Source organism: Microvirga subterranea (assembly GCF_003350535.1).
In the GTDB taxonomy this organism is placed as follows: Bacteria; Pseudomonadota; Alphaproteobacteria; order Rhizobiales; family Beijerinckiaceae; genus Microvirga; species Microvirga subterranea.
The window spans coordinates 222,415-246,222 of sequence record NZ_QQBB01000004.1 but is presented as its reverse complement, the minus strand read 5'-3'; the positions used below and the strand labels follow the sequence as shown (position 1 = coordinate 246,222).

The window sequence follows — 23,808 nt, the reverse complement described above, 5'->3', positions numbered from 1 at the left end:
AAAGGTTGACGGACCTGCCGGGCGGAAGGCCGGAATGAGGAATTGGACGCAGCGACCTGTATTTCCAGAATTTTTTCTTGTCCCCGGTAAGGAAGGGTCAACTTCCATCGACCATGGTTAGGCATGCCTGACGGGTAACTGAGCGATCCGTGGGGCACGTGAAACAGCGACGTGTGGAGTTCAATCAAGATGAAGTCGCGGGATACGCTCATCCGCCTCAAGCGCTTTCAGGTGGACGAAAAACGCCGGAGAGTGGCACAGATCGAGATGATGATCGCCGAGTTCGACCGCATGGCGGCTGACCTTGATCGCGAGATCGCTGCGGAAGAGCAGAAGGCCGGGATCTCTGATCCGAACCATTTCGCCTATCCGACCTATGCCCGCGCCGCAGCCCAGCGGCGTGATAATCTTCGCCAGTCCGCCGAGAATCTCCATGCTCAGCTCGATGATGCCAAGGCGGAACTCGGAGAGGCTTTCGAGGAGCTGAAGAAGGCGGAGAGCCTCGAGGATCGCGAACGCTCCGCGGAGCGGGCCATGGACGCCGTTCGCGAACAGGCTGCCATCAGCCATGCCGGTCAGGTGCGCGCCCTGCGGGCCACCGCCTGAACTTCCCTGCTTTCTCTTTCAGAGGGCGCGCTGTCACGCAGCGTGCCCTTTCGCATGTCCGGCCTACGCGAGCATAGGGACATGCGGCCCCGCCTCTCGTGGGAGCAGACCGAGGAGCCTCGGGTCGTCGGCAACCTCGATCGCACGTTTGTAGGGAACGAAGCCCGACCGGATGTAGAAGGCGAGAGCCCCCGGGTGGTCCAGCGAGCAGGTATGGACGAAGAAGCGGTTCACCGGCCTCCCGAAGGCCCGGCTGATCGCCTCATCCATGAGGTGCCGCCCGGCTCCTTGGCCGATCGTCCCGGGGACGACGCCCAGAAACCCGAGTTCGACCTCGTCCTCGCGGCGAAAATCGAGCTCCAGCAGTCCGATGTCGTCGACGCCGTCATTCAGGGCATAGGCCTCCACTCTCGGATCGTCGAGAATCTCCGCCAGCCTGTCGTCGGGCATCGCGGCGCGGCTGAACCAGAGCCAGGGTTCGCCGATCCTACGGAAAAGGCCGCGATATCGATCGAGGTGTCCCCGGAGCGGCTGAAGCGACCATCCGGCGGGCTTTGGTCCCCTCGGCCGGGCTGGCGGATCCCGCATTTCGAGATACGTCACGATGGATGCGATCTTGCCGGGCGGGAGATCCGTATACCCGTCGAGATTGAGCATCACCTGAGATCGTGCCGTCATGCTTCAATGCCTCTCGCGCGTCCCGAACGGCACGATGTCCCACGGCCGCGGCAACAGCGCAACCGTTGCTTCGGGCCGATCCGCCGCCCGCCGGCGATCCCGAGCCTCGATCCTTCCCGCTTCTTCGCACGCCAGCCTTTGCCGAAGCTGTCGTGACCCATGGTGCGCCTCAATATCCCCTTGCAGCACAAGAGGTTCCTGAGGCACAGAGAAACCGGAACGAAGGAGCGCGACCGCCTCAATGAAAAATGTGCGTGAGTTCATCTGGCCGTTGATTGGATTGTTGGCCGTCGCTGTTTCCGGTTGGCTTCTCTACAAAGAGCTTCGTGGTCTCTCCCTGGATGACGTTTGGGACAGCCTGACTGCCGTTCCGACGGAACGTTACGTTCTGGCAGGCCTGTCGACCCTCGTGGCCTATGCGGCTCTCGCGTGGTATGACCGGATCGCGCTCCTTCACCTGGGCGTACGCCACATTTCATGGCTCTTCGTCTCCGTCACGTCCTTCACGACCTACGCCCTCTCGCACAATATTGGTGCGTCCGTCTTTTCGGGCGCCGTCGTGCGGTATCGCGCCTATACGTCCAAGGGCTTGAGCGCCGCGCAGATCGCGGTGCTGGTGGCCCTCTGCTCCTTTACGTTCGGTCTCGGAACGATCCTTTTGGGCGGGGTCGTCCTGACGCTCGATCCCACGCTCCTTCACCGGCTGGAGGATCTCCTTCCGGCAGCCCTGACCAATCCGGCAACGGCGCGGATCGTGGGGCTCCTCCTGATCGGCTTCGTCATCCTGTACGTGGCGGGCTCCATCCTCCACCTGCCGCCCCTGGTGATCCGCAAGGCCAAGCTGGAATATCCCCGTCCAGCCATCATGGTGCGCCAGCTCATCGCTGCGCCGCTTGAGTTGCTGGGAGCCGCCGGGATCATCTATTTCGTTCTCCCGGCCCATCTCGAGCCCAGCTTCATCATCGTCCTTGCCGTCTTCCTGGCCTCCTTCTCGGCGGCCCTGGTCAGCCACGCCCCGGGAGGCCTGGGGGTGTTCGAGCTCGTGTTCCTCACCGCCATGCCGGATATCCCGAAGGCGGATGTCCTAGCGGCATTGATCGTGTTCCGCCTCTTCTACCTCTTGATCCCGTTCGCCATGTCCCTGATCGTCGTCCTGCTCTTCGAGCGGGCGCGTCTGACGCAAGCCTGGCGGGGCAGGGAAGGGGCCGGCGACGGACCTCTTCCTCCCGCGCCACTTGGCTGACCGTCCGATGCGGACATTGGAGCGAAGGCTGCGGTTCGGCCTGTCGACCCTGTTCGGCATCAAACCGCTCGGTTTCTTCATTCCGTATCGCTATGCGGCGGGCGTCGAGCCGGTCGATTATCCCGCGCTGCGCCCGCTCTTCGACGCGGCGCGTCCGCAGTTCCGACAGATCGTCGATTCCGCCGAGGCCTATGCGGAGGATCTCGGGCGCATCAGGGACGGGCAGGGGCCGGCGCGCTTCGACCAGGACTGGTTCCCGCGCCTCGATGCCGTGGCGGCCTACACGATCGTTCGCCGCGAGAGGCCGGGACGCATCATCGAGGTCGGATCAGGCCATTCGACCCGGTTCATGGCCCAGGCCGTTCGGGACGGCGGGCTCGAAACCCGGATTGCCTGCATCGATCCCGCCCCGCGGGCCGATTTGGCCCGTTTGGACGTGGAGCATTATCCGGTCCTGCTGAAGGACGCCGATCCGAAGCTTTTCGAGCAACTCGGGGCCGGGGACGTCCTGTTCATTGATTCCAGCCATATCGCCATGCCGGGCACGGACGTCGATCGGCTGTTCCTGGACGTGCTGCCGCGCCTGGGCGCCGGCGCGCTGGTCCATATTCACGACATCACCCTGCCGGATGCCTATCCGGCGGCTTGGTCCTGGCGCGCCTACAACGAGCAGATCCCGGTCGGAACCCTCCTTCAGGGCGGCGCCTACGACCTCGTCTTCGCGAGCCATTTCGTGGCCAAGGAAGTGTTGCCTCTTTGCTCGGCCAGCATCATCGCATCGTTGCCCCTTGCCGCGGGTGCCCACGAAACCAGCCTGTGGCTGAGGAAGCGCGCCGAGCGTTAGCGGACGGATCAGGAGACCTGGGAGGACTTTTGCCCCGGTTCGGGGACCGTGATGCCGGCCTCCATGTACTCGCTCAGCTTGTTGCGCAGGGTCCGGATGGAAATGCCCAGAAGCTTCGCCGCATGGGTTCTGTTGCCGAGGCAGTGGCTTAGGGTCTCGAGGATGAGATGTCGTTCGACATCGGCCAGGGTTCTGCCGACGAGGGGCCCGGCCGGAGCGTCGGCTCGTCTGATCGGGGATGGGGATTCTGGCACCCAGAAGTTCGATTGCGGTGAGTCCTGACGGCTTGGCGTTTCGAGAGCTGGGCGCAATGCGAGACCTATATGAACGGAGGTGCTTAGCAACAATTTCCCAGCCTATGGTTAGCAATCCCTTAATGAGCCGGTCTGGCAGCCTGAAACGAAAAAGGCGCCGCCCTGGGGCCGCGCCTTGCAACAGGTCTCCTGAACGGAGGACTACTGGCGGTACTGCTGGATCCGCGTCGTGCGCAGGCCTGCGAGGCCATGCTGGTCGATGGAAAGCTGCCAGCTCAGGAACTCTTCCGTGGTCAGCGTATAACGCTGACAGGCTTCCTCGAGGCTCAGAAGACCGCCACGCACGGCGGCGACGACCTCGGCCTTGCGGCGGATGACCCATCGGCGGGTGGACGATGGAGGAAGATCGGCAATCGTCAGAGGACTGCCGTCAGGCCCAATGACATACTTGACCCTTGGGCGGTGGGGTTCGGTCATGATACGCTCACACAAAAATTCAACGACCTCGTTGGGCTCAAGCTACGCCACGGGACTTAATGTTTTCCTAAACGCCGCAGGGACTTCAACGAGCCTGCCCAGATTTGGCCATAATAGTTAAGGCCGCCTTATTGGAGTGCTTTGTCGCTCTGGAACATTGCAGCCGCAGTCGCTATAGAAAGGCTTTGGCCCCTCCCGTGCGCCGCCTTGAACGGCGCCTCTGGATGGAACGATGCTCAATTCACTCGGACTTCCCAAGGACCCATCCCAGACACGCGTCGTGGTCGCGATGTCGGGCGGCGTCGACTCTTCCGTCGTGGCTGCTCTCCTCAAGCGCGAAGGCTACGACGTCCTCGGCATCACGCTCCAGCTCTACGATCATGGCGCCGCCGTGCATCGCAAGGGCGCCTGCTGCGCGGGACAGGACATCTACGATGCGCGCCGCGTGGCGGAGGCCATTGGCATTCCCCACTACGTGCTCGACTACGAGGCCCGTTTTCGGGAGGCCGTGATCGACCGGTTCACCCAGAGCTATCTGGCGGGCGAGACGCCCATCCCTTGCGTGGAGTGCAACCGCTCGATCAAGTTCCGCGACCTTCTGGAGACCGCAAAGGAGCTGGGGGCCGACATTCTCGCCACCGGCCACTACGTGGCGAGCCGCGCCCTGCCGGACGGACGGCGAGCGCTTCATCGGGCGGCCGATCCGGAGCGGGATCAGAGCTATTTCCTCTATGCCACCACGCCCGAGCAGCTGGACATTCTGCGCTTTCCTCTGGGCGAGTTGCCGAAGGACGAGACCCGCGCCCTGGCGCGGGAATTCGGCCTCGGCGTGGCCGAGAAGGCCGACAGCCAGGACATCTGCTTCGTGACGCAGGGGCGCTACAGCGACGTGATCGAGCGCCTCAAGCCCGGCGCCGCTCAGGGGGGCGAGATCGTTCACGTGGACGGCCGCGTGCTCGGACGTCACGAAGGCATCATCCATTATACCGTCGGGCAGCGGAAGGGGCTGGGGCTCTCGGTCGGCGAGCCGCTCTACGTCGTGCGCCTCGACGCTAAGGAGGCACGGGTCCTGGTTGGGCCGAGGGAGGCCCTGGCGACACGCCTGATCCGGATCATCGACGTCAATTGGCTCGGCGATCGTCCGCTGGAAGCGCTGGGCGAGGAGGGGATGGAGGTGGCCGTGCGGGTCCGCTCCACCCGCGAGCCGCGACCGGCCATTCTGCGGTTCGGCGGAACCGGCCCTACGGTCGAGCTGTTGTCGGCGGAAGAAGGGGTGTCTCCCGGTCAAGCTTGTGTCATCTATGAGAGCGATGCTCCCCGGGCACGCGTGCTTGGCGGGGGCACCATCGCTCGCACCGCAGCCGAAGCCGCACCCGCCGCGGCCTGAGGCCTTTCCTAGGGAACCTTCATGACGGACGGAACGACCACGGCCCTGATGCGCAAGGCTTACGCGCGTTGGGCCCCGATCTACGACCTCGTCTACGACAAGCTGACCGAGCCGGCCGCCCGTGCGGCGGTGAACGCGGCCGTTGCCTGCGGCCCCAGGGTCCTGGAGGCAGGCGTCGGAACGGGCCTGTCGCTCGGCTACTATCCGGGCCATGCGGAGGTCTACGGGGTCGACCTGTCCGAGGACATGCTGCGCCGGGCGCAGGAAAAGGTGGAGAAGCGCGGTCTGACCCACGTCAAGAGCCTGCAGGTCATGGACGTGACCCGTCTCGGGTTCCCGGACGAGACCTTCGACGCCGTCACGGCACAATTCATCATCACTCTCGTGCCGGAGCCCGAAACGGCTCTCACGGAATTCGCCCGTGTCCTGAAGCCCGGCGGCGAGATCGTTCTCGCCAACCATTTCGGCCAGCCCTCCGGTCCGATTGCGGCATTGGAGGAGATGGCCTCCCCCGTCGCCAAGGCGATCGGCTGGAGCTCCGCCTTCAAGGCTTCACGGGTCGAGGCCTGGGCCAGGAGCACGGGCGTCATGGAGGTGGTGGAACTGAAGCCGCTCTTTCCCGCAGGCTTCTTCAAGCTGATGCGCATCCGGAAGAGACGATAGGGGAGGGGCTGCGGCTTCGGAGATGACTTTCCGGGGCAGTGCCCTATCTTTCCGGGCTAAGTCCCGTTTTCTACAGCGAAAGTCCTCGTCATGCGCATCTTCATGTTCGCCTCCCAAGCCAAGGAAGATCTTCACGCCTTCGCGAGCGATGAGACGGGAAGCAAGCTTCCGGCAAAGTACGGCCCGTGGGGACTGACCGGAGCCCTCGGCTCCCGCGAAGCCCCTCCGCACAAGTTCTCGCGCCGGGTGATCGAGCAGGCGATCACGTCCGACGGCTTCCAGCTCTGGCGGATGAAGAAGGGTTAGTGGCGAAAGAGGTGCCACGAGCGATAAAAGAGCATAGGGCCCGCGGGTCATTCTTGACACCGGGGGCCAACCTTCCCTATATCGCCCCTGTCTGACACGGGGGGCTCCCCGGTGCCTGGGGCGGAGTAGCTCAGTTGGTCAGAGCAGAGGAATCATAATCCTTGTGTCGGGGGTTCAAATCCCTCCTCCGCTACCATCCCTTCCGATCTGAAATTGATGAGCCGTACGTTGCCGCCGGATGCTCGGGGCGGTGATGGCGCTGTCGGCGGTCCCGAGGATCGAGCCGTTGTGCCGCTCAATAGGCTTACGACGGATCGAATCTTGGCAGTCGTCGTGCTTCGCCCTGGTTCGGGGCGAAGCACATGTCGTCAGCTGACTTTCGCCAATGCACAGAGATCCGGCCATTGGACCGGACGGCAAGTCCTAGAGAGCTTCCAGAACTCTTCCTGTGGGCGTCGGAGCCGCTTGGCTTCCAGCGTAGCGTCGAATCATCGTCGCGCAGAACTCAGCAAACTCCTCCTTGATCTGCGGGGGGCTCGTGTGGTGCGGGGCAATGCCGCGATGTTCCGGCGTGAAGCAGAAGGTCACCGTGACGTCGAAATCCGCGAGGGCCTCCATCTGCCGGTCGAACCAGTCGAGGGCATTCGGGCGGAAGCTGTCGGCCCAGGACAGGCCCGTGCGCAGGTGCTTGACGCCGAGGCGCTTCATCCAGGCGACGGCGTCGTCCAGGCGGTGATCCTCGAAATGGAACCACTGACACAGGCCCATTTCAGGGGCGTGCTTCGCGAACTCCTCGAGGGCCGGTTTGGGTGAGCCGTCCTCCCGAAGCAGCCCCATGTAGAAGTGGCGGTAATAGGATGAACCTTCCGCCTCCCGATGCCTAGTCGTGGCGCCCCAGGCCCGCGGGAGATCGTAGAGGCTGTACCAATGGATCCTCGGCACCTCACCGATCAACAGTTCGGCCGTGCGCTTCAGGCCCCAGACCTGCACTTCCTCCGCACCGAAGGTCGAAATGCCGACTTCCGTGACCCAGATCGGCTTGTCGGTGACGGCCCGGATTTCGTCGATCCTGGCAGGCCATTCGTGGATCTGCCAGAGATTCCAGTCGAGCGGAAAGCCGTGGACGGCGACCACATCGACATTCTCGAGCACGCCGCGTTCGGCGAGGTTGCGGATGAAACTGGGATCGATGGGCGAGATGCCGCCGAGAACGCGCGGCAGCGTGGGATTTTCCGCCTTGATGGCTTGTCCCGCAGCAATGGCCATCTCCGCGAAGAGCCGCCAGTCCGGATCGATCTCCGGATCCCAGTGGGACTTGTTGTTCGGCTCGTTCCAGATCATCGCGGCTTCAATCATGAGAGACTCCCTGGGCCGGATAGACCGCTCCCGCTCCGGATGGAGCGTCAACGCGGCGACAGATGTAAACTTCGGTTTCCGGGTGCTGCACGATCTCAAAGCCGGCGCTGCGAAGCATCGCTTCTACGCAGGCCGTATTCGGCGCCCACCAGTTCGTGGGATCGTCCGCATAGCGATGCTCGATAAAGTGCATCTTCGGATAGCCCGGATCGTCGAAATGCTCGGTCTGCCAGAAGGTGTAGTTTTCCTCGACAGGAAGGACCTTTTCGGAGCCCCGCTGCATCGACTGAAAGACGAGCATATCGTTCGCCACATGCTCATGAATAAGATCGAGCGCAAGGAGAGGATGGCGCAGGTGATAGAGCACGCCCATAAAGAGCACGACGTCAAAGCGTTCTCCCAGCGCTCCCACGTCATAGACGGAAAGCTTGCGGAACTCGATGTCGTGTCCGGTTCGCTCGGCGGCGAAACGGGCCTGCGCCAAATAGGCATCGTCGAAATCGACGCCGAGAACGCGACTGGCGCCGCGCTTCTTCATCTCGATTGAGTAGAAGCCGCCGTTGCATCCAATGTCGAGAACGGATTTTCCCGTCAGATCCTGCGGAATCGCGTCGGCAAACCGCTGCCATTTGACGGCGGGATAGTTTCCGAGGAAGTGATCGGGGGCGGTCCAGATGCCGTCGATTTCGATGTTGTGAAACCATGGTCCGAGCGCTTCGGCGCGTCTACGGATCTCATCATTGGACGTAGGGTCGATCGCATTCATGGTTGGTGGCTACTCCCTGTTCGCATCATGAAAGCCGCGTCCTCCGCGCCCTGCAGGCCAACCTAGGGCGACGCGAGCGCCTGCAAAGTCGTCCTGTTCGGCAACGGCGCTGAGAAGGCCCATAGCGGAGCGGTAGCCGTGCAGTGTTCCGACATCCACATAGGACCGCCCGGCCTTTACGCCGATCGCATGCCCGCCATCCGCGATGTAGGCATTCACGAGAGTGCCGAAATATTCGTCCGTACGGTCACGCTTCAGCCATAGCTGCCGCAGCTGCTCAAGCACCCGGCCGGGCATTTTGAACGCTCCCCAGATCCACCGGGAGGCAGGATTGGGCTGCTTCACTTGGATCTCAACGATGCGATCCGCCTCGTTCGTAACGACAGCGTCGAAGAACTCAGGCTGGTCAACCGGAAAGAGAAGAAACGACAGGATGTCGTCCGGCAGATCAGCCAGCGCCCTCTCGGGAAACCATACAGTATCCGGCAGCCCCACCGTCACCGGCTCATCGGGATGGATGAGCGGCGCGGCCTGAAAAATGGCATCGCACAGACCGCTCGCGTGCGGTTGAACGACATAGGCGATGGACGCGCCGCCATAGCTTGCGCCGTAGTATTCCATGATGTCGGATTTGCCGGGTGAGATCACGAAGCAGATCTTGTTGGCTCCGCCATGCAACATGCGCTCGACCAGATACTCGCTGACGGCGCAAGGACGCTCGACACCGTTGTCGAGCCGACTCCCGACCGGAAGAAGCTCCTTGGAAAAAGCCAATGGCTGAATTCGGCTTCCCAGCCCCGCCGCGGGCACGATACCCCACATGATCAGGCCTCCATTACCGTATCTCTCACGTGGTTGGCCGTCGAAGCCGGATCGCCCGTCGAGAGAAACGTCTCCAGCTCCTGGGCTCTTCGCATCGACGTATGCTCTTCAAGGACCCGCTCACGCCCTGCCTTCGCGACTTGGGACAGTTCGGCGTCGCTCATATCGAGCGCATTGAGCGCATCCTCGGTTGTACGGGCGATCAGGATCTCCTGGCCGGGCGAAAAGAAGCTGTCGATCCCCGGCCAAGAATCTGAGAGCAATGGCACTCCGCAGGCGGCAGCCTCGAACAGGCGTCCGGATGGACACCAACCCATTTCGGCCATCGCGCTCCGTGTCACGTTGAGGGTCAGACGCGACGAGCAGAAGAACGACGGGTGCTCCGAGGGCGGCAGATGTTGCACGAAAAAGATGTTCTCCAGCCAGGGAAAGTCCTGCGGGTACTGTGCTCCCCCGATGACAAAACGCAGATCGGGCCTGAACTGTGCCGGCTCGATGAAGAGCTCATGCAGCGTGGCCTGCCGGTCCGTCGCATAAGTGCCAAGGTACGAGAGATCCGAACGGTAGGATTCCTGCGGCGGGACTGGGCGGTGATGGTCCGGGTCAACGTGACCATAGAGCGCCTCCACACGTCGCGCTCCCAGTTCCGAGCGAAGCTGTTCCAGAGCCGCGCCACCGGTATAACTCAGCACCAGATCATAATCTTTCAGGCCTTGCGGGCCTATATAGCCGATGCCTTCTTGCGACTTGAGGCGTGAGAGGGTGACAGGCGTATCGAGGTCGTAGAAGACACGTTTGGCACGAGGCGTCCCCAGCACGAGTTCTCCTGCGGCAATCCCATCGGGGCAATAGGAGGTCACCATGACCGCGTCCGCATCTTTGATTTCCGCCTTGGCACGCGGCAGCGCCTCGGCCCAATCGTCATACAGAACGAGGGTCCCTCCCGGAACCTCGTGCAGATCGCGGTTCATGGCGTAATAGGGAACGTCGCGTTCGAAGAAGACGACCTGGTGCCCAAGGCGAGCCAGTGCCCGACACAATCCACGCCAGAGCGTCGCATGGCCGTTCCCCCATGACGACGAGATGGTGAGGCCGAAAACAACGATCTTCATGCCGCAGCCGACTCATTCAAGCGGATGACTTTGGAGCCCCAATCCGATACGGCGACCGTGCTGATCGAAGCAGGGTCGATGTCGAAGCGAGAATAGGCGTCAATTGGCATCCCCAGATAGTAGAGCAGGGCTGACTTGATCACGTCACCGTGACTCACTACGGCGAGAGAGCCTCCCGGATGGTCCCTGCGCAACTGCTCCAGAGCCGAGACGACTCTCGTCTGAACTTCCAGCATCGTCTCTCCGCCCGGAGGCCGGCTCGTGCTTCTCGACTGGTTCCACGTGTTCCATCGCGGGTCTCCCGCGAGCGTATCAAAGCTCTGCCCGGACCATTCCCCGAACTCGATCTCGTTGATGGCTTCGCAGATTTCCACCTGGCACCCGATCTTCGCGCCTATCGGCTCCGCCGTCTCGCGCGCCCGATCGAGCGGGCTTGTCAGGACGACCGAAATGTTCTCGTCGGCGAGACGCGCGGAAACGCTTTCGGCCTGCGACCGTCCGAGCGGCCCTAACGAGACACCCTGCATCCGGCCGCAGAGGATCGTGCCCACCCTGTCATGAGCGGCATGACGAACGAAAAAGAACGTGGTCGTCATGCCAAGACCTCAATCCATTCAGTCATCGTCGCCATCAATGAAGCGGGTCGTCCGTTCACGAGCCTCATTGTCGGTGAACTGCTGCGGAGGCGATTTCATGAAATAGCTTGAGGGTCCGATGAGAGCGCCTCCGATCTTGCGATCCATTGCAAGTTTGGCGCATCGCACCGCGTCGATGACGATACCGGCCGAATTCGGCGAGTCCCACACTTCGAGCTTCAGCTCCACATTAAGGGGAACTCCCCCGAAAGTGGTGCCCTCCATGCGGATGTACGCCCATTTGCGATCCGTAAGCCAGGGGACATGATCGCTCGGGCCCACATGGATGTCGTTCGCCGGGAGCGGGATGTCGAGCTGACTCGAGACGGCCTGGGTCTTCGAGATCTTTTTCGACTCGAGACGCTCCCGCTCAAGCATGTTTTGGAAGTCAGTGTTTCCACCAAAGTTGAGCTGGTATGTCCGGTCGAGCCGAACGCCACGTTCGCGAAACAGGTTGGCTAACACACGATGGACGATGGTGGCGCCAACCTGGCTCTTGATATCGTCGCCGACGATCGGCAGGCCACGCTCCTCGAAGCGTTTACGCCAATCTGGATTGGACGCGATGAAGACCGGGATGCAGTTCACGAAGGCGCAGCCGGCTTCCAGGGCACGCTCGGCATACCACTCCGTCGCCTTTTGCGAGCCGACCGGGAGGTAGGAAACGAGGACATCCGTCTTCGATTGACGGAGGATCTCCGTCACGTCGGCCTCCTCATCCTCGGACTCGTCGATCTCGTCTCGGAGGTATTTGCCCAGACCGTCAAGAGTTTTGCCGCGGTGAACGATAATGCCGCTCTCGGGAACGGATGCGAACCGCTGGGTGTTGTTCGGTTCGGCGAAAATCGCCTCCGACAGGTCACGGCCAACCTTGGAGGCATTGATGTCGAAGGCTGCGGAAACCTCCACGTCACCCACGTGGTATCCTCCGAGTTCGATGTTCATCAGACCCGGAACGGGCTCGTTGCCGTTGGCATCGCGGTAATAGGTCAAGCCCTGCACGAATGACGAGGCGCAATTGCCGACGCCGACGATTCCCACTCGGACCTTTCCTGAACCCATGGCGGCACTCCCTCGTATGGTTAAGTGAATGGCTGTCCGTGTCGCGGGATCCTCCACGCGCTCAGCATCCAGCTTCGGCCGCGGCCCTAAGCTTAGCCGTCAACGTCGTAGGGTTCAGGTTGTTCCGTGGACGTTCCTCCAATGAGACACTTGTCATTGTTGCGAACTGCCCAAACTACCTCCGTGCAGGAACAAAGAAGAAGCTGTGGCGTTTCTTATCCGAAAGGCCAAGCTTCGACGAGGAAGTAGCTGGAGTGGCGGCGCTGCCGTGCGCTCGGAAGCCGGCTGCCCCGAGCGGTGCATTCTTGTCGGGCGTTGGCCGTCTTCGCGCTTCCTCTTCATCGGCATGCCGATCCATTCGGTACGGAGACAGCTGTGGCAGAAACCATCCTCATTACCGGCGGCGCAGGCTTTATCGGACGCTATGTTGCGCGAGCTTGTTTGGAGCGTGGGCACCGGGTTCGAGTGCTGGATAGCCTGATTGAGCAGGTCCATGGCGACAAGACGCAGGCGGACGGGCTGGACCCGGAAGTCGAAGTCATCGTCGGAGACGTAAGGGACGAAACGGCAGTTTTGCGGGCGCTGAAAGGTGCCACGAAGGTCGTCCATCTTGCTGCCGAAGTCGGCGTGGGACAGAGCATGTATGCCGTCGATCGATACGTATCGGTCAACGACTACGGAACTGCCGTGCTCTTCCAGCAACTCATCGACAACCCAGTCAAAAGGGTAGTCGTTGCATCATCCATGAGCATCTATGGTGAAGGGCTCTACCGGGACGCGGATGGGCAGGTCATGGAGGATGTGGTGCGCATGCCACGCTCGGCTGACAATGCTCCGTGGGATCCTGTGGACTCGCAGGGGCGCCCGCTCCTCCCCGTTCCGACGCCTGAGTGGAAGCGTCCGGCGCTTGCCTCTGTCTATGCCCTTTCGAAGTATGTCCAGGAGCGGCTGACGCATACGCTGGCGCCTGCCTATGGGATGGAAGGCGTGGCCCTCAGGCTGTGGAATGTCTATGGGCCCGGACAGGCTCTTTCAAATCCGTATACCGGAGTTCTGGCGATCTTCTCGTCCCGCCTCCACAACGGACAGCCGCCGATGATCTTCGAGGATGGGCAGCAACGCCGCGACTTCGTGCACGTGGAAGACGTAGCGCAGGCCTTCCTCCTGGCGCTCGAGCATGAAAAGGCGCCCGGAGGCGTCTACAACGTCGGAAGTGGCCAGGACCGTACGGTTTCCGAAGTTGCGGAGCTCATCGGCAAGGCCATGAACCGGCCGATGGATCCGGAGATTACCGGCAAGGCGCGTATCGGCGACATCCGCCACTGCATTGCCGACATTTCGAAGATTCAGGAGGAACTGGGATACGTTCCTCGACGTGACTTCTCTGAAGGGCTTTCGGAGCTGGCCGAGTGGGTGGCGCGACAGGAGGCCAAGGATCGGGTCCAGGAAGCTCGCAAGGAGCTCGAAGCGCGAGGGCTTGTCGCATGAGGCAGGTTGGTTCCCAAAGCTCGCCCACGATCCTTCGACGTCGGCCCGTTCTCGTAACCGGTGGAGCAGGATTTATCGGCTCCAACCTTGCCGACAGGCTCGCACAGGATGGTCACGACATCCTCGTTTACGATGCTCTGGCCCGCCCGGGTGTAGATGCGAATTTGGAGTGGCTCAAAAAGCGACATCCGAACAAGATCACTGCGGTGATCGCGGATGTCCGCGACGAAACGTCCTTGGCCGGAGCCGCCGGTGAGGCCCAGGCCGTCTTCCATTTGGCAGCACAGGTTGCCGTGACGACCAGCCTAATTGCCCCTCGGGATGATTTCGAAATCAATGTTCGTGGTACATTGGGCCTGTTGGATGCTCTCCGTCGCCGCAACGAGAGGGTTCCGCTGGTCTTCGCTTCGACCAACAAGGTCTATGGAGATCTTGCTGATGTGGAGCTCGACAAGACGGGCGACGCCTATGTGCCCCGCGACGCCGCAATCAGAAGAACCGGCATCGGCGAGACGCGTCCTCTCGATTTCCATACCCCCTATGGCTGCTCGAAAGGTGCCGCCGACCAATACGTTCTGGATTATGCCCGCTCCTTTGGCGTTCCGACCTGCGTGCTGCGAATGAGCTGCATCTATGGACAACGCCAGATGGGCACGGAAGATCAAGGGTGGGTGGCCCATTTCCTGATCAAGGCACTCAAGGGCGAGCCGATTTCCATCTATGGAGACGGCTGCCAGGTTCGTGACGTGCTCGATATTTCCGACGCGGTCGAGACCTATGTGTCCGCATGGAAGAACATCGACGCTGTCCAGGGACGCGCCTTCAATCTCGGCGGCGGACCCGCCAATGCCATCAGCCTTAAGCAATTGCTGGTGCATATCGAGAACCTGCTCGGCCATTCCGTAGAGACGATCTATTCCGACTGGCGGGCCGGCGATCAGCGCTACTATGTCTCAGATACGCGGCGCGCCCAGCAGGAGCTCGGGTTGCGTACGCCGAGGCCCTGGCGAGACGGGGTTGCCGCCCTTGCCCAGTGGCTGCAGGCAGAAAAGTCGCCGGCTCACGTCATTGCTGTTCAGCAGCTCCAGGCTGCGGGAGGCTGACGATGAGCCCGTTGTCGATCATTAGCTTTGCGAAGGCTCGCTTGGAGTCTGAACCTTGCCCCAACTGAGCAGCGGCGCGCGTCTCCGGGTCTTTATGACAACCGACGCGGTTGGGGGCGTTTGGCAGTATGCGGTCGATCTTGCTGAAGGCCTGCGCCCGCACGGCGCCGAGGTCACTCTTGCGGTTCTAGGACCAGCCCCAACTGCCGACCAGCGTGAAGCCGCTCAGGCTGCCGGCGTCAACCTCCTGCTGACGAACCTGCCGCTCGACTGGGCTGCTCATTCACCACATCAGGTCAAGGCCGCAAGTCGGGCCTTGAGTGATATTGCGGCTCAAGCTGAGCCCGATGTCGTTCATCTGAACAATCCCGCGTTTGCGGCCAGTGCATCCTTTCCCGCACCGATCGTTGCTGTCTGCCATTCCTGCGTTGCGACATGGTGGAATGCGGTTCGAGAAGGCGAGTTGCCGGATGAGTTCGTCTGGCGGACCGACCTCGTCGGGCGTGGGTATCGTGCGGCTGCGGGACTGATCGCTCCGACACGCTCTTTCGCTCGTTCAACAGCCGTCACCTACGGGCTTGAGGAGCCGCCTGTCGTTGTCAGAAACGGACGAAAGGGAACATCAGGAGCCGGCGATGCTTCACCGGCGCCATTTGCCTTAACGGTCGGCCGATTGTGGGATGAGGGAAAGAACCTCGCTGCCGTTGATCGGGCAGCGGAGCGAACATCCGTTCCTATTCTCGCTGCTGGCCCTCTGCAGGGCCCGAATGGTGCCGGTATTCGGCTCCGCAATATACAGAGCCTGGGTCGACTGACCGATGCAGAAGTCGCAGGGTATCTCAAGGCGCGACCGATCTTCGTATCCGTCGCACGCTACGAGCCTTTCGGGCTTGCGGTCCTCGAGGCTGCACAGAGCGGCTGTGCCTTGATCCTGTCGGATATTCCGACCTTCCGCGAGCTATGGGACGGAGCGGCCATGTTCGTTCCGCCGGATGATGAGCAGGAGATCGCAAGGACGATCGACGGATTGGCCCACGACAGGGAGTTTCGTATCGCTCTCGGTCAGGCTGCTGCAAACCGGGCCTGCGCCTACACCGTTGAGGCGATGAGTGCTGGGGTGATGGCCTCCTATCGATCCGCCCTCGCGTCCCATGGAACCAGATCCTCTGTCGAGGAAGATGCCGCATGAAGTTTGTGTATTTTACCCATTCCCTGTCATCATGCTGGAACCACGGTAATGCTCACTTCCTGAGGGGCGTCCTGCGTGACCTCGTCGGCCGCGGCCATGACGTCGTGGCTTACGAACCTGAAAACGCCTGGAGCTTGGCGAGCCTTCTGAAGGATCATGGCGAGGGCGGCTTGGACGCTTATCGCAAGGCCTACCCGGAGCTGACATCGACGTCCTTTGCCGACGACGCCGACCTCGGCGAGATGCTGGATGGGGCAGACGTCGTCATCGTGCATGAATGGAACGAACCTAGGCTCGTTGCAGCGATCGGGAGGATAAAGCTGCAGGGCGCAGCTTTCACCCTGCTGTTCCATGACACGCATCATCGCGCAGTCAGTGACCCACATGCAATTCGTCAGTTCGACCTTGAAGGTTATGACGGGATTCTCGCATTCGGTGAGACACTCGCGGATGTCTACCGTCGCTGGGGTTGGGGAAGTCGGGTTTACGTCTGGCATGAGGCAGCCGACACACGCCTCTTTCATCCTCCTGCAGAGGAGGGCAGGCGTGAGGGGCTCGTCTGGGTCGGCAACTGGGGTGATGACGAGCGCAGCTCTGAACTCGAGAGCTTCCTGTTCAGGCCTGCCCAGACAGTTGGGCTCACGCTCGAAATCTACGGGGTCCGCTACCCGGATCACGCATTGAAGATGTTGAAGCACTATGGCGTGACCTATCGTGGCTGGTTGCCGAATGCACGAGCGCCTGAAGTGTTTGCGCGCCACATCGCAACCGTGCACGTGCCTCGCCGATTTTACGTCGACATGTTGCCGGGAATTCCGACGATCCGCGTGTTCGAGGCTCTCGCGTGTGGGATACCCCTCGTATCGGCGCCTTGGCATGACAGTGAAGGTCTGTTCAGGCCCGGCGCAGACTATCTCGTTGCCCGCGATGAGGCGCAGATGGAGAGCCACCTCCACGCGGTCCGACATGACCCAGATTTGAGAAAATCCCTGGTTGAGAACGGCTTGGAGTCTATCCGCAGTCGACACTCCTGCGCTCATCGGGTCGATCAGCTCCTAGCCATCCTTGCCACGCACGGCGTCCGGACGCCGACGGAGATGTCTGCATGAAAATTGCGTTCTATGGCTCAAGCCTCCTGTCGTCATATTGGAATGGTGCGGCAACCTATTATCGGGGGATGCTGAGCGATCTTGCTCGCCGGGGCTATACGATTACCTTCTACGAGCCGGACGCCTTCGACCGTCAGAAACACCGTGACATAGAACCCCCGGATTGGGCCGAGGTGAAGGTCTATCCGGCGACCGAGGAGGCCATGAAAGCGGTTGTCGCGGAAGCGGCCCGGGCCGACGTCGTCGTGAAGGCCTCAGGGGTGGGCGTCTTCGACAACGAGCTGCTGGAAGGGGTCGTCGCGGCTTCTCGTCCCGATGCTATTCGAATCTTCTGGGACGTCGATGCCCCGGCAACTCTTGCAGAGCTGCGCGAAAGTCCGGACCATCCACTGCATCGAACGATGCCGGCCCTTGACCTGGTCCTGACCTATGGTGGCGGACCGCCCGTGATCGAGGCCTACGAAGGGTTTGGGGCACGCCGATGCATCCCGATCTACAACGCGCTCGATCCGACCACTCACCATCCAGTTCCTGCAGATGACCGGTTCAAGGCTGATCTGTCATTTCTTGGCAACAGACTGCCCGATCGTGAGGCTCGGGTGGAGCAGTTCTTCCTTGAGCCTGCAGCCCGGCTTCCCAACAGAAGTTTCCTGATAGGAGGCAATGGGTGGGAAACGAAGGCCATGCCGTCGAATGTCAGACATATCGGACACGTCTATACGCGCGATCACAACGCCTTCAACACGAGCCCTCTGGCTGTTCTCAACATCGCTCGTGATTCAATGGCAACGACCGGCTTCTCTCCGGCGACCCGTGTTTTCGAAGCGGCCGGTGCAGGAGCCTGTCTCATTACGGATGCCTGGGTCGGCCTTGAACTTTTCCTGAAGGATGGCGAGGAGGTATTGGTCGCACGTGACGGCAAGGATGTGGCTGACCATGTCGAGCGTTTGACGCCGGAACGTGCAAGGGCGATTGGCGAGGCTGCGAGAGCCCGCATCATGGCCGAGCACACATATACCCGCCGTGGCGCCGAAGTTGACGCCATTCTCCGAGCGCAGCGCACTCAAAAGCAAGAGAGGAGTGTTGCGTGACGAAGCTGCGGGTCGTCGTCCTTGGGCTGAGCCTGTCGTCGTCGTGGGGCAATGGTCACGCGACCACGTTTCGGGCGCTGCTGAAAGCCTTTGCGGCGCGAGGTCACGAGGTCCTGTTCCTGGAGCGGGACGTCCCTTGGTACGCTGCACATAGAGACCTTCCCAATCCGGACTTCTGCCAGCTCGAGTTCTACTCGGATCTGGCAGATCTCTCACGCTACCGTTCCGATGTTGCAGAGGCCGATGTGGTGGTCGTAGGATCCTATGTTCCCGACGGCGTCGCCGTGGGTGAATGGGTCCAGGGCGCGGCGAAGGGCATAAGAGCCTTTTACGACATCGACACGCCCGTGACCTTGGCCAAGTTGGAGCGCGGCGACTACGAGTATCTCGCGCCAAACCTGATACCTGGATACGATCTCTACTTCTCCTTCACGGGCGGTCCGACGCTCGATCTCTTGATGGACCGTTATGGCTCCCCCGCTGCGCGCGCGCTTTACTGTTCGGTGGATCCGGACGCCTATCCGATGCTTTCCTGCGAGAAGCGTTGGGATCTGAGCTATCTTGGAACCTATAGTCCCGACCGTCAGCCGACCCTCGAACGGCTTCTCCTCGATCCGGCGCGACGCGCTCCCCATCTGCGTTTCGCCGTCGCAGGACCGCAATATCCGAATTCCATCGAATGGCCGGCAAATGTGGAGCGGATTGATCATGTTCCGCCGGATGATCATCCGGCCTTCTATGCAGCGAGTCGCTTCACTTTGAATGTTACGCGCGCTGACATGATACGAGCCGGCTATAGTCCGAGCGTCCGTCTTTTCGAGGCCGCAGCCTGCGCTACGCCGATCATCTCCGATCGTTGGGACGGGATCGAAACACTCCTCGCTCCCGAACGTGAAATCATCCTTGCGCGTGAGCCCGAAGAGATTCTTGACGTATTGTCACGCTGGCCGGCCGAGAAATGCCAGGCTCTCGGGCGTGCGGCCCGAGACAGGATCCTTGCCGAGCATACCGCTGCGCATCGCGCATCGTCTCTGGAGCGTGAATTCCTCATCGCGATACGGAATCGCTGCCCAGGACATCAGCGTGTTCTCGAAGTCGGAATCTGATCGCTGAGAATAGATTCTATGGACAAGGTTGAACCAACGCCAAGCTTCTGGGTTGGAGGAGCAGAGTTCTGTTGCTCCCGACGTCAGTGAGTGGGTTATCAAGGAGAACGTCTTCATGAAGAACGGCAAAGGCAAGCTCGTCCTTGTAGCGGGCGGAGCCGGATTTCTTGGCTCCCACCTGTGTGACGCTCTTCTCAGCGAAGGTGCTCACGTCATCGCACTTGATAACCTGCAAACCGGTCGAAAGCAGAATCTTCGTCATCTTGAGCGGGAACCACGCTTCGATTTTATCGACAGCGACGTGATCAAGCCCTTGCCGGCACGCCTTCGCACGAAGCGCATGAAGATCGACGAGATCTTCAACCTCGCCTGCGCAGCGTCGCCGCCGCACTACCAGGCCAATCCGGAACATACCATGCTGACGAGCGTGGTCGGCACTCACAACCTCCTATCGCTGGCCGAGACGACAGGATCGAGGTTCTTTCTGGCCTCGACGAGTGAAATCTACGGCGATCCCGAAGTTCATCCGCAACCGGAAAGCTATTGGGGTAACGTGAACCCGACGGGGCCACGGGCTTGCTATGACGAAGGCAAGCGAGCAGCGGAGACGCTGACGTTCGATTTCGAACGATCCGGGCGAGTGGACATAAGGGTTGCGCGCATCTTCAACACGTACGGCCCACGCATGCGATCCGACGACGGCCGGGTTGTATCCAATGTGATCTGCCAAGCTCTTGCAGGGGATGATATCACAATTTATGGCGATGGAAGCCAGACGAGGTCGTTCTGCTATGTCTCAGATCTTGTTGACGGATTCTTGCGGCTCATGGCTTACGAAGGGAAGCTGCCGGGTGCGGTCAATCTTGGGAATCCCGTTGAATTGACCGTCGGAGATCTGGCCAACCGGGTTCTCGCAATGACCGGATCAAGTTCCCGAGTCGTGAGGCATCCGCTTCCGACCGACGATCCCCGTAGGCGTCGTCCTGACATTTCCAGAGCCCGGCAGCTTCTAGGCTGGAATCCTGCCACGCCACTGGAGGCGGGCTTGCACACCACAATAGCGTGGTTCGCGGGTGAACAGGAGAACGTGGATAAAGCCAGTCGGATGCCGGCCGTTGTTACGGGTGCGGTCCCGGTGAGCTAAATTCAGTCGACAAATATTGGTGCCGACAGCCGGCGATCGCTGATCGCCGGCCTTTTGCTTTTTCCGCAGGGTCGGCGGCTACCCATATTCGTTTATGCCACGAAGGAGGTAACCCTAGGCACTGATGTCAAAAGTTATATGTATTTCCGGGCTTTAGCGGCATTTTTGGGAGCCTCTGGCGGTTTGACGCCCATATAGGGCTGTGACAGCATTTTGATCGTGGTTCAGCAGTTACTCACGCTGTCTTTGCGCGTGCCGATTCCGTCAAAGGAAAACTATGTGTGGCATCGCCGGCTTCCTTATCTCGTCGCGGTCAGACTTAGGAGACCCGGCTGAAATCCTTCGGGGAATGACATCCGCCCTGGTTGCAAGAGGCCCGGACGATGAAGGGCACTGGCTCGACCTAGAAGGAGGGGTCGGGCTTGGGCACCGTCGGCTGAGCGTTGTCGATCTGTCGCCTGCGGGGCATCAGCCGATGATCTCCAGAAGCGGGCGTTATGTGCTCGTGTTCAACGGCGAGATCTATAATCACCAGGAGATCCGGGAGGAACTGCAAGGCTCATTGAGCGCACCTTGGCGGGGGACGTCCGATACGGAGAGCCTCCTCGCGGCAATCGAGACATGGGGTGTGCAGGGCGCCATCCAGCGCTGCGTCGGCATGTTTGCCTTTGCGCTCTGGGATGCATCCGACAGGGTGCTGATCCTGGCTCGCGACAGAATGGGAGAAAAGCCGCTCTATTACGGGCAATGGGCCGGCATGTTCATTTTTGCTTCCGAACTCAAGGCATTTCACGCAATCCCCGGCTTCGCGCCGCCCATCGATCGGGAAGCTCTATGGCACTATTTTTGCCAGAAGGCGGTACCTGCACCCTTCTCAATCTACGAAAACATCAGGAAGCTTGAGCCGGCCCAGGTCCTCACCCTCAAGGCAGAAGAGGGGCTGTCTTTAGCGAACGCCAAGCTGGAATCGTATTGGTCCCTCCACGACTCGCTGGCAGCCGCGCCATTCTCCGGCACGCCGGAGGATGCTGTTTTCGAGCTCAAGCGGCTCATGCTTGAGTCAATCCGGTCACAAATGGTGGCTGATGTTCCTGTGGGAGCGTTCCTCTCGGGAGGAATAGACTCGAGCACTGTTGTCGCCCTAATGCAATCTGTCTCCGACAGGAAGGTTCGTACCTTCTCCATCGGGTTCGAGGAAGCTGCGTTCAACGAGGCAGCCCATGCTGCCATGGTGGCGAACCACTTGGGGACGCAACATCAGGAGCTGACGGTCACGTCCGGTGAGGCTCTCTCGATCATCCCCCGTCTGGCCGAGATCTGGGACGAACCATTTGCCGACAGCTCACAGATCCCGACAGGGCTTCTTGCCGCGCTCACACGTAACGAGGTAACCGTTGCCCTGAGCGGCGACGGCGGCGACGAACTGTTTTGCGGCTATAAGCGGCAGCTTACCGCATCGGCAATCGAGCGCCTTCCGGGGAAGACACTGCTGAGCACTGTTCTGCTGGCCTTTGGATCGCCCGCCGCTCAACTCGTGCTTCGTTCGCTACCGCTTGGAAGAAGCACGAAAGACATGGCGAACCGTCTCCGAATTCTTTCGGAAACATTGGCCTTCGACAACCCCTTCCAGCGATACAAGGCTTTAGCATTTCAGCCTGGTCATTGGACGCTCGTCCTCAATGATCGTTGCGAGGGAAACGCCAACGCGGCAAGTCCAAGCGCCTTGAGTGCCCGGGATATGCTGACATTTGCGTCGGCGTTCGACGCACTGACATACCTTCCGACGGATGTCCTGGCAAAGGTCGATCGAGCCGCCATGGCGGTTAGCCTTGAGACGAGGGTGCCTCTGCTCGATCATCGAATTGTCGAGTTCGCATTCAAACTGCCATCTTCATACAAGGTGCGCAACGGGCGGACGAAGTGGCCTCTTCGACAGGTCCTGGAGGGCTTCGTTCCGACCGCTCTCGTCGATCGACCGAAGATGGGCTTCAGCGTTCCTATCGGCGAGTGGCTTCGAGGGCCGCTGCGGTCCTGGGCGGAGGATCTGTTGTTCTCCCGCAGTGCTGACGATGAGTTCCTGAATGACAGGGTGATCAGGAGCATCTGGCGCGACCACCAGGCTGGGCATTGGAACTACGAGGAGCACCTATGGCGTGTTCTGATGTTCCGCATGTGGCAATCACGTTATGAGTGACTCCAGAATCAAGGTTCTCTTCTTTCTTCCCGCCCTCGTGCCTGGCGGGGCGGAAAGGGTTGTGGCGACCCTCCTTCGTAACTTGTCCCGTGAGCGGTTCGAAGTTTCTCTGGCTGTCGTAAACCAAGAAAACTCGGTTTTCTCCGGAGAGCTGCCGTTAGACATACCAGTCATCGACCTTGCTGCTCCTCGATTAAGATACGGTCTCCTGAAGATCGTCCGACATATATGGGCGATCAAACCGGACGTGGTTTTCTCGACCATCGACTATTTTAACGCCACGCTCGCAGCTACAAGACCCTTCTGGCCGCGGCGAACGCGCTTCATAGCGCGACCGACAATCGTGTTCGGCGCGGCGCTAGAAGAGAACAAGTCGCCCAGCCTTTGGAAGTCCTTCAACAAGTTTGCGATTGCGAATACCGATCTTTATGTCTTTCAATCCGATGCAATGGAGCGAGACTACCGCTCCTCGCTCAATTGGAACAATGGGTCGAGTGTCGTGATCCCAAACCCGCTCGACTTCGAGTTTGTTAGGGAAAGATCAGCCCTCGAAACCGAGCAGCCATTCTATGATGCTTCAGCCTTCAACCTCATTGCGGCCGGTCGGCTTGAAAGTCAGAAGGGATTCGACGCGGCCATAGAGGCTGTTGCGCTCCTTGGAAACAGAAACGTGCACCTGACCATTCTCGGCGAGGGCGCACTGCGCTCCGCTCTGCAGCAGAAGGTCGAGGGGCTTGGACTTCAGGCGCAGGTCTGCCTCCCGGGGTACTCTCGCAATCCTTACCCGTATTACGCAAAGGCCGACGGGTTTCTCCTGTCGTCTCGATTCGAGGGCTTTCCAAATGTGGTGATCGAGGCTCTTGCCTGCGGAACACCCGTCATCGCAACACCTGTTGCAGGGCTTGGTACGATCTTGGAAGACATCCCGGAATGCGAGATCGCGCCCGGTTACTCCGCCTCTGCTCTCGCTGATGCAATGGGCCGGTTCGTCGCGCGAGGCCGGAAAAGGGTTGAACGTGAATGCGTCAGTCAATTTGACGTCGGTCAAGTCGTACGAAAATACGAAGAGTGCTTCGAAACCATGGGCAGGACCGCCAAAGGGCCGAGCGGATACGAGGCATCCGTCGCGGAATATGCATCTCGTTGAGTGAACGATTTCCCGGAGGCGAGCAG

23 protein-coding genes, 1 tRNA gene and 1 pseudogene are annotated in these 23,808 nt (G+C 60.8%); 16 read left to right on the top strand and 9 right to left on the bottom strand.

The genetic code is table 11. From position 1 onward, the window contains the following. Positions 1-189 precede the first annotated feature (189 nt). Entirely contained in the window at positions 190-606 is a 417-nt protein-coding gene (gene fliJ / locus DES45_RS11905) for a flagellar export protein FliJ (protein WP_114770225.1), read from the top strand. A gap of 63 nt (positions 607-669) precedes the next feature. Here the strand turns inward: fliJ and DES45_RS11900 are convergent, their stop codons facing one another. Continuing rightward, the gene (locus DES45_RS11900; protein ID WP_114770224.1) at positions 670-1,284 is read right to left on the bottom strand and encodes a GNAT family N-acetyltransferase; all 615 of its coding nucleotides are present in this window, start codon (positions 1,282-1,284) and stop codon (positions 670-672) included. 241 nt (positions 1,285-1,525) lie between these two features. On the opposite strand from DES45_RS11900, the gene DES45_RS11895 reads away from it, so the two are divergent. Continuing rightward, complete coding sequence (locus tag DES45_RS11895) at positions 1,526-2,527, top strand: lysylphosphatidylglycerol synthase domain-containing protein (RefSeq protein WP_114770223.1); 1,002 nt, start codon at positions 1,526-1,528, stop codon at positions 2,525-2,527. Between the two features lie 7 nt (positions 2,528-2,534). After that, entirely contained in the window at positions 2,535-3,371 is an 837-nt protein-coding gene (locus tag DES45_RS11890) for a class I SAM-dependent methyltransferase (RefSeq protein WP_114770483.1), read from the top strand. 8 nt (positions 3,372-3,379) lie between these two features. On the opposite strand, the pseudogene DES45_RS11885 reads toward DES45_RS11890, so the two are convergent. Both DES45_RS11885 and sciP read right to left on the bottom strand, forming a co-directional pair. Beyond that, a pseudogene (locus tag DES45_RS11885) lies at positions 3,380-3,580 on the bottom strand (helix-turn-helix domain-containing protein); the annotation flags it as partial. Between the two features lie 246 nt (positions 3,581-3,826). Further along, a complete protein-coding gene (gene sciP, locus DES45_RS11880; RefSeq protein ID WP_114187418.1) occupies positions 3,827-4,102 on the bottom strand; it encodes a CtrA inhibitor SciP in 276 nt (91 codons plus the stop codon). A gap of 232 nt (positions 4,103-4,334) precedes the next feature. Here sciP and mnmA point away from each other — a divergent pair, with 232 nt between their 5' ends. The 4 genes from mnmA (at position 4,335) to DES45_RS11860 (ending at position 6,654) form a co-directional block, all read left to right on the top strand. After that, a complete protein-coding gene (gene mnmA, locus DES45_RS11875) occupies positions 4,335-5,489 on the top strand; it encodes a tRNA 2-thiouridine(34) synthase MnmA (protein ID WP_114770222.1) in 1,155 nt (384 codons plus the stop codon). Positions 5,490-5,510: 21 nt separating this feature from the next. Next, entirely contained in the window at positions 5,511-6,152 is a 642-nt protein-coding gene (locus DES45_RS11870; RefSeq protein WP_114770221.1) for a class I SAM-dependent methyltransferase, read from the top strand. Positions 6,153-6,242: 90 nt separating this feature from the next. Further along, positions 6,243-6,458 (top strand): hypothetical protein, encoded by a 216-nt coding sequence (locus DES45_RS11865; protein WP_114770220.1) that lies wholly within the window; start codon positions 6,243-6,245, stop codon positions 6,456-6,458. A gap of 119 nt (positions 6,459-6,577) precedes the next feature. Continuing rightward, positions 6,578-6,654: transfer RNA gene (locus tag DES45_RS11860), tRNA-Met, on the top strand. Between the two features lie 227 nt (positions 6,655-6,881). Here the strand turns inward: DES45_RS11860 and DES45_RS11855 are convergent. From DES45_RS11855 to DES45_RS11830, 6 genes are read right to left on the bottom strand one after another with little or no spacing between them, the layout of a single operon-like run. After that, positions 6,882-7,814 (bottom strand): glycoside hydrolase 5 family protein, encoded by a 933-nt coding sequence (locus DES45_RS11855; protein WP_114770219.1) that lies wholly within the window; start codon positions 7,812-7,814, stop codon positions 6,882-6,884. Continuing rightward, on the bottom strand, positions 7,807-8,580 hold the full coding sequence (locus tag DES45_RS11850) for a TIGR04290 family methyltransferase (RefSeq protein ID WP_114770218.1): 774 nt from the start codon (positions 8,578-8,580) through the stop codon (positions 7,807-7,809). The genes DES45_RS11855 and DES45_RS11850 overlap by 8 nt, the downstream gene beginning before the upstream one ends. Positions 8,581-8,589: 9 nt before the next feature. After that, positions 8,590-9,402 carry a nucleotidyltransferase family protein gene (locus DES45_RS11845; RefSeq protein ID WP_114770217.1) on the bottom strand — a complete coding sequence of 271 codons (813 nt, stop codon included), beginning with the start codon at positions 9,400-9,402 and terminating at the stop codon, positions 8,590-8,592. A 2-nt stretch (positions 9,403-9,404) separates the two neighbouring features. Continuing rightward, the gene (locus DES45_RS11840; protein ID WP_114770216.1) at positions 9,405-10,514 is read right to left on the bottom strand and encodes a CgeB family protein; all 1,110 of its coding nucleotides are present in this window, start codon (positions 10,512-10,514) and stop codon (positions 9,405-9,407) included. Beyond that, positions 10,511-11,110: a histidine phosphatase family protein gene (locus DES45_RS11835; RefSeq protein ID WP_114770215.1), complete on the bottom strand. Its 600-nt coding sequence runs from the start codon at positions 11,108-11,110 to the stop codon at positions 10,511-10,513. Before DES45_RS11835 ends, DES45_RS11840 begins: the two co-directional genes overlap by 4 nt. A gap of 18 nt (positions 11,111-11,128) precedes the next feature. Then, entirely contained in the window at positions 11,129-12,211 is a 1,083-nt protein-coding gene (locus DES45_RS11830) for an inositol-3-phosphate synthase (RefSeq protein ID WP_114770214.1), read from the bottom strand. Positions 12,212-12,586: 375 nt separating this feature from the next. Here DES45_RS11830 and DES45_RS11825 point away from each other — a divergent pair, with 375 nt between their 5' ends. From DES45_RS11825 to DES45_RS11785, 9 genes are all read left to right on the top strand, one after another. Continuing rightward, positions 12,587-13,699, top strand: coding sequence for an NAD-dependent epimerase/dehydratase family protein (locus DES45_RS11825; RefSeq protein ID WP_114770213.1), 1,113 nt, complete (start codon positions 12,587-12,589; stop codon positions 13,697-13,699). After that, entirely contained in the window at positions 13,696-14,802 is a 1,107-nt protein-coding gene (locus tag DES45_RS11820; protein ID WP_114770212.1) for an NAD-dependent epimerase/dehydratase family protein, read from the top strand. The genes DES45_RS11825 and DES45_RS11820 overlap by 4 nt, the downstream gene beginning before the upstream one ends. A 55-nt stretch (positions 14,803-14,857) precedes the next feature. Further along, entirely contained in the window at positions 14,858-15,991 is a 1,134-nt protein-coding gene (locus DES45_RS11815) for a glycosyltransferase family 4 protein (protein ID WP_245571692.1), read from the top strand. Continuing rightward, positions 15,988-17,100 carry a CgeB family protein gene (locus DES45_RS11810; protein WP_114770210.1) on the top strand — a complete coding sequence of 371 codons (1,113 nt, stop codon included), beginning with the start codon at positions 15,988-15,990 and terminating at the stop codon, positions 17,098-17,100. The genes DES45_RS11815 and DES45_RS11810 overlap by 4 nt, the downstream gene beginning before the upstream one ends. Further along, the gene (locus tag DES45_RS11805) at positions 17,097-18,191 is read left to right on the top strand and encodes a CgeB family protein (protein ID WP_114770209.1); all 1,095 of its coding nucleotides are present in this window, start codon (positions 17,097-17,099) and stop codon (positions 18,189-18,191) included. The genes DES45_RS11810 and DES45_RS11805 overlap by 4 nt, the downstream gene beginning before the upstream one ends. Further along, a complete protein-coding gene (locus DES45_RS11800) occupies positions 18,188-19,297 on the top strand; it encodes a CgeB family protein (RefSeq protein ID WP_210210208.1) in 1,110 nt (369 codons plus the stop codon). The genes DES45_RS11805 and DES45_RS11800 overlap by 4 nt, the downstream gene beginning before the upstream one ends. Positions 19,298-19,412: 115 nt before the next feature. Further along, entirely contained in the window at positions 19,413-20,441 is a 1,029-nt protein-coding gene (locus tag DES45_RS11795) for a UDP-glucuronic acid decarboxylase family protein (RefSeq protein WP_114770481.1), read from the top strand. A 277-nt stretch (positions 20,442-20,718) separates the two neighbouring features. Beyond that, positions 20,719-22,635, top strand: a complete 1,917-nt coding sequence (gene asnB, locus DES45_RS11790; protein ID WP_114770208.1) for an asparagine synthase (glutamine-hydrolyzing) — start codon at positions 20,719-20,721, stop codon at positions 22,633-22,635. Then, the gene (locus tag DES45_RS11785; protein ID WP_114770207.1) at positions 22,628-23,782 is read left to right on the top strand and encodes a glycosyltransferase; all 1,155 of its coding nucleotides are present in this window, start codon (positions 22,628-22,630) and stop codon (positions 23,780-23,782) included. Before asnB ends, DES45_RS11785 begins: the two co-directional genes overlap by 8 nt. Positions 23,783-23,808: the final 26 nt, after the last annotated feature.

Bases quoted from the DNA above. Each gene is read 5' to 3' on its own strand.
- fliJ (WP_114770225.1), top strand. From the start codon at position 190: ATGAAGTCGCGGGATACGCTCATCCGCCTCAAGCGCTTTCAGGTGGAC.
- DES45_RS11900 (WP_114770224.1), bottom strand. From the start codon at position 1,284: ATGACGGCACGATCTCAGGTGATGCTCAATCTCGACGGGTATACGGAT.
- DES45_RS11895 (WP_114770223.1), top strand. From the start codon at position 1,526: ATGAAAAATGTGCGTGAGTTCATCTGGCCGTTGATTGGATTGTTGGCC.
- DES45_RS11890 (WP_114770483.1), top strand. From the start codon at position 2,535: ATGCGGACATTGGAGCGAAGGCTGCGGTTCGGCCTGTCGACCCTGTTC.
- sciP (WP_114187418.1), bottom strand. From the start codon at position 4,102: ATGACCGAACCCCACCGCCCAAGGGTCAAGTATGTCATTGGGCCTGAC.
- mnmA (WP_114770222.1), top strand. From the start codon at position 4,335: ATGCTCAATTCACTCGGACTTCCCAAGGACCCATCCCAGACACGCGTC.
- DES45_RS11870 (WP_114770221.1), top strand. From the start codon at position 5,511: ATGACGGACGGAACGACCACGGCCCTGATGCGCAAGGCTTACGCGCGT.
- DES45_RS11865 (WP_114770220.1), top strand. From the start codon at position 6,243: ATGCGCATCTTCATGTTCGCCTCCCAAGCCAAGGAAGATCTTCACGCC.
- DES45_RS11855 (WP_114770219.1), bottom strand. From the start codon at position 7,814: ATGATTGAAGCCGCGATGATCTGGAACGAGCCGAACAACAAGTCCCAC.
- DES45_RS11850 (WP_114770218.1), bottom strand. From the start codon at position 8,580: ATGAATGCGATCGACCCTACGTCCAATGATGAGATCCGTAGACGCGCC.
- DES45_RS11845 (WP_114770217.1), bottom strand. From the start codon at position 9,402: ATGTGGGGTATCGTGCCCGCGGCGGGGCTGGGAAGCCGAATTCAGCCA.
- DES45_RS11840 (WP_114770216.1), bottom strand. From the start codon at position 10,514: ATGAAGATCGTTGTTTTCGGCCTCACCATCTCGTCGTCATGGGGGAAC.
- DES45_RS11835 (WP_114770215.1), bottom strand. From the start codon at position 11,110: ATGACGACCACGTTCTTTTTCGTTCGTCATGCCGCTCATGACAGGGTG.
- DES45_RS11830 (WP_114770214.1), bottom strand. From the start codon at position 12,211: ATGGGTTCAGGAAAGGTCCGAGTGGGAATCGTCGGCGTCGGCAATTGC.
- DES45_RS11820 (WP_114770212.1), top strand. From the start codon at position 13,696: ATGAGGCAGGTTGGTTCCCAAAGCTCGCCCACGATCCTTCGACGTCGG.
- DES45_RS11810 (WP_114770210.1), top strand. From the start codon at position 15,988: ATGAAGTTTGTGTATTTTACCCATTCCCTGTCATCATGCTGGAACCAC.
- DES45_RS11805 (WP_114770209.1), top strand. From the start codon at position 17,097: ATGAAAATTGCGTTCTATGGCTCAAGCCTCCTGTCGTCATATTGGAAT.
- DES45_RS11795 (WP_114770481.1), top strand. From the start codon at position 19,413: ATGAAGAACGGCAAAGGCAAGCTCGTCCTTGTAGCGGGCGGAGCCGGA.
- asnB (WP_114770208.1), top strand. From the start codon at position 20,719: ATGTGTGGCATCGCCGGCTTCCTTATCTCGTCGCGGTCAGACTTAGGA.
- DES45_RS11785 (WP_114770207.1), top strand. From the start codon at position 22,628: ATGAGTGACTCCAGAATCAAGGTTCTCTTCTTTCTTCCCGCCCTCGTG.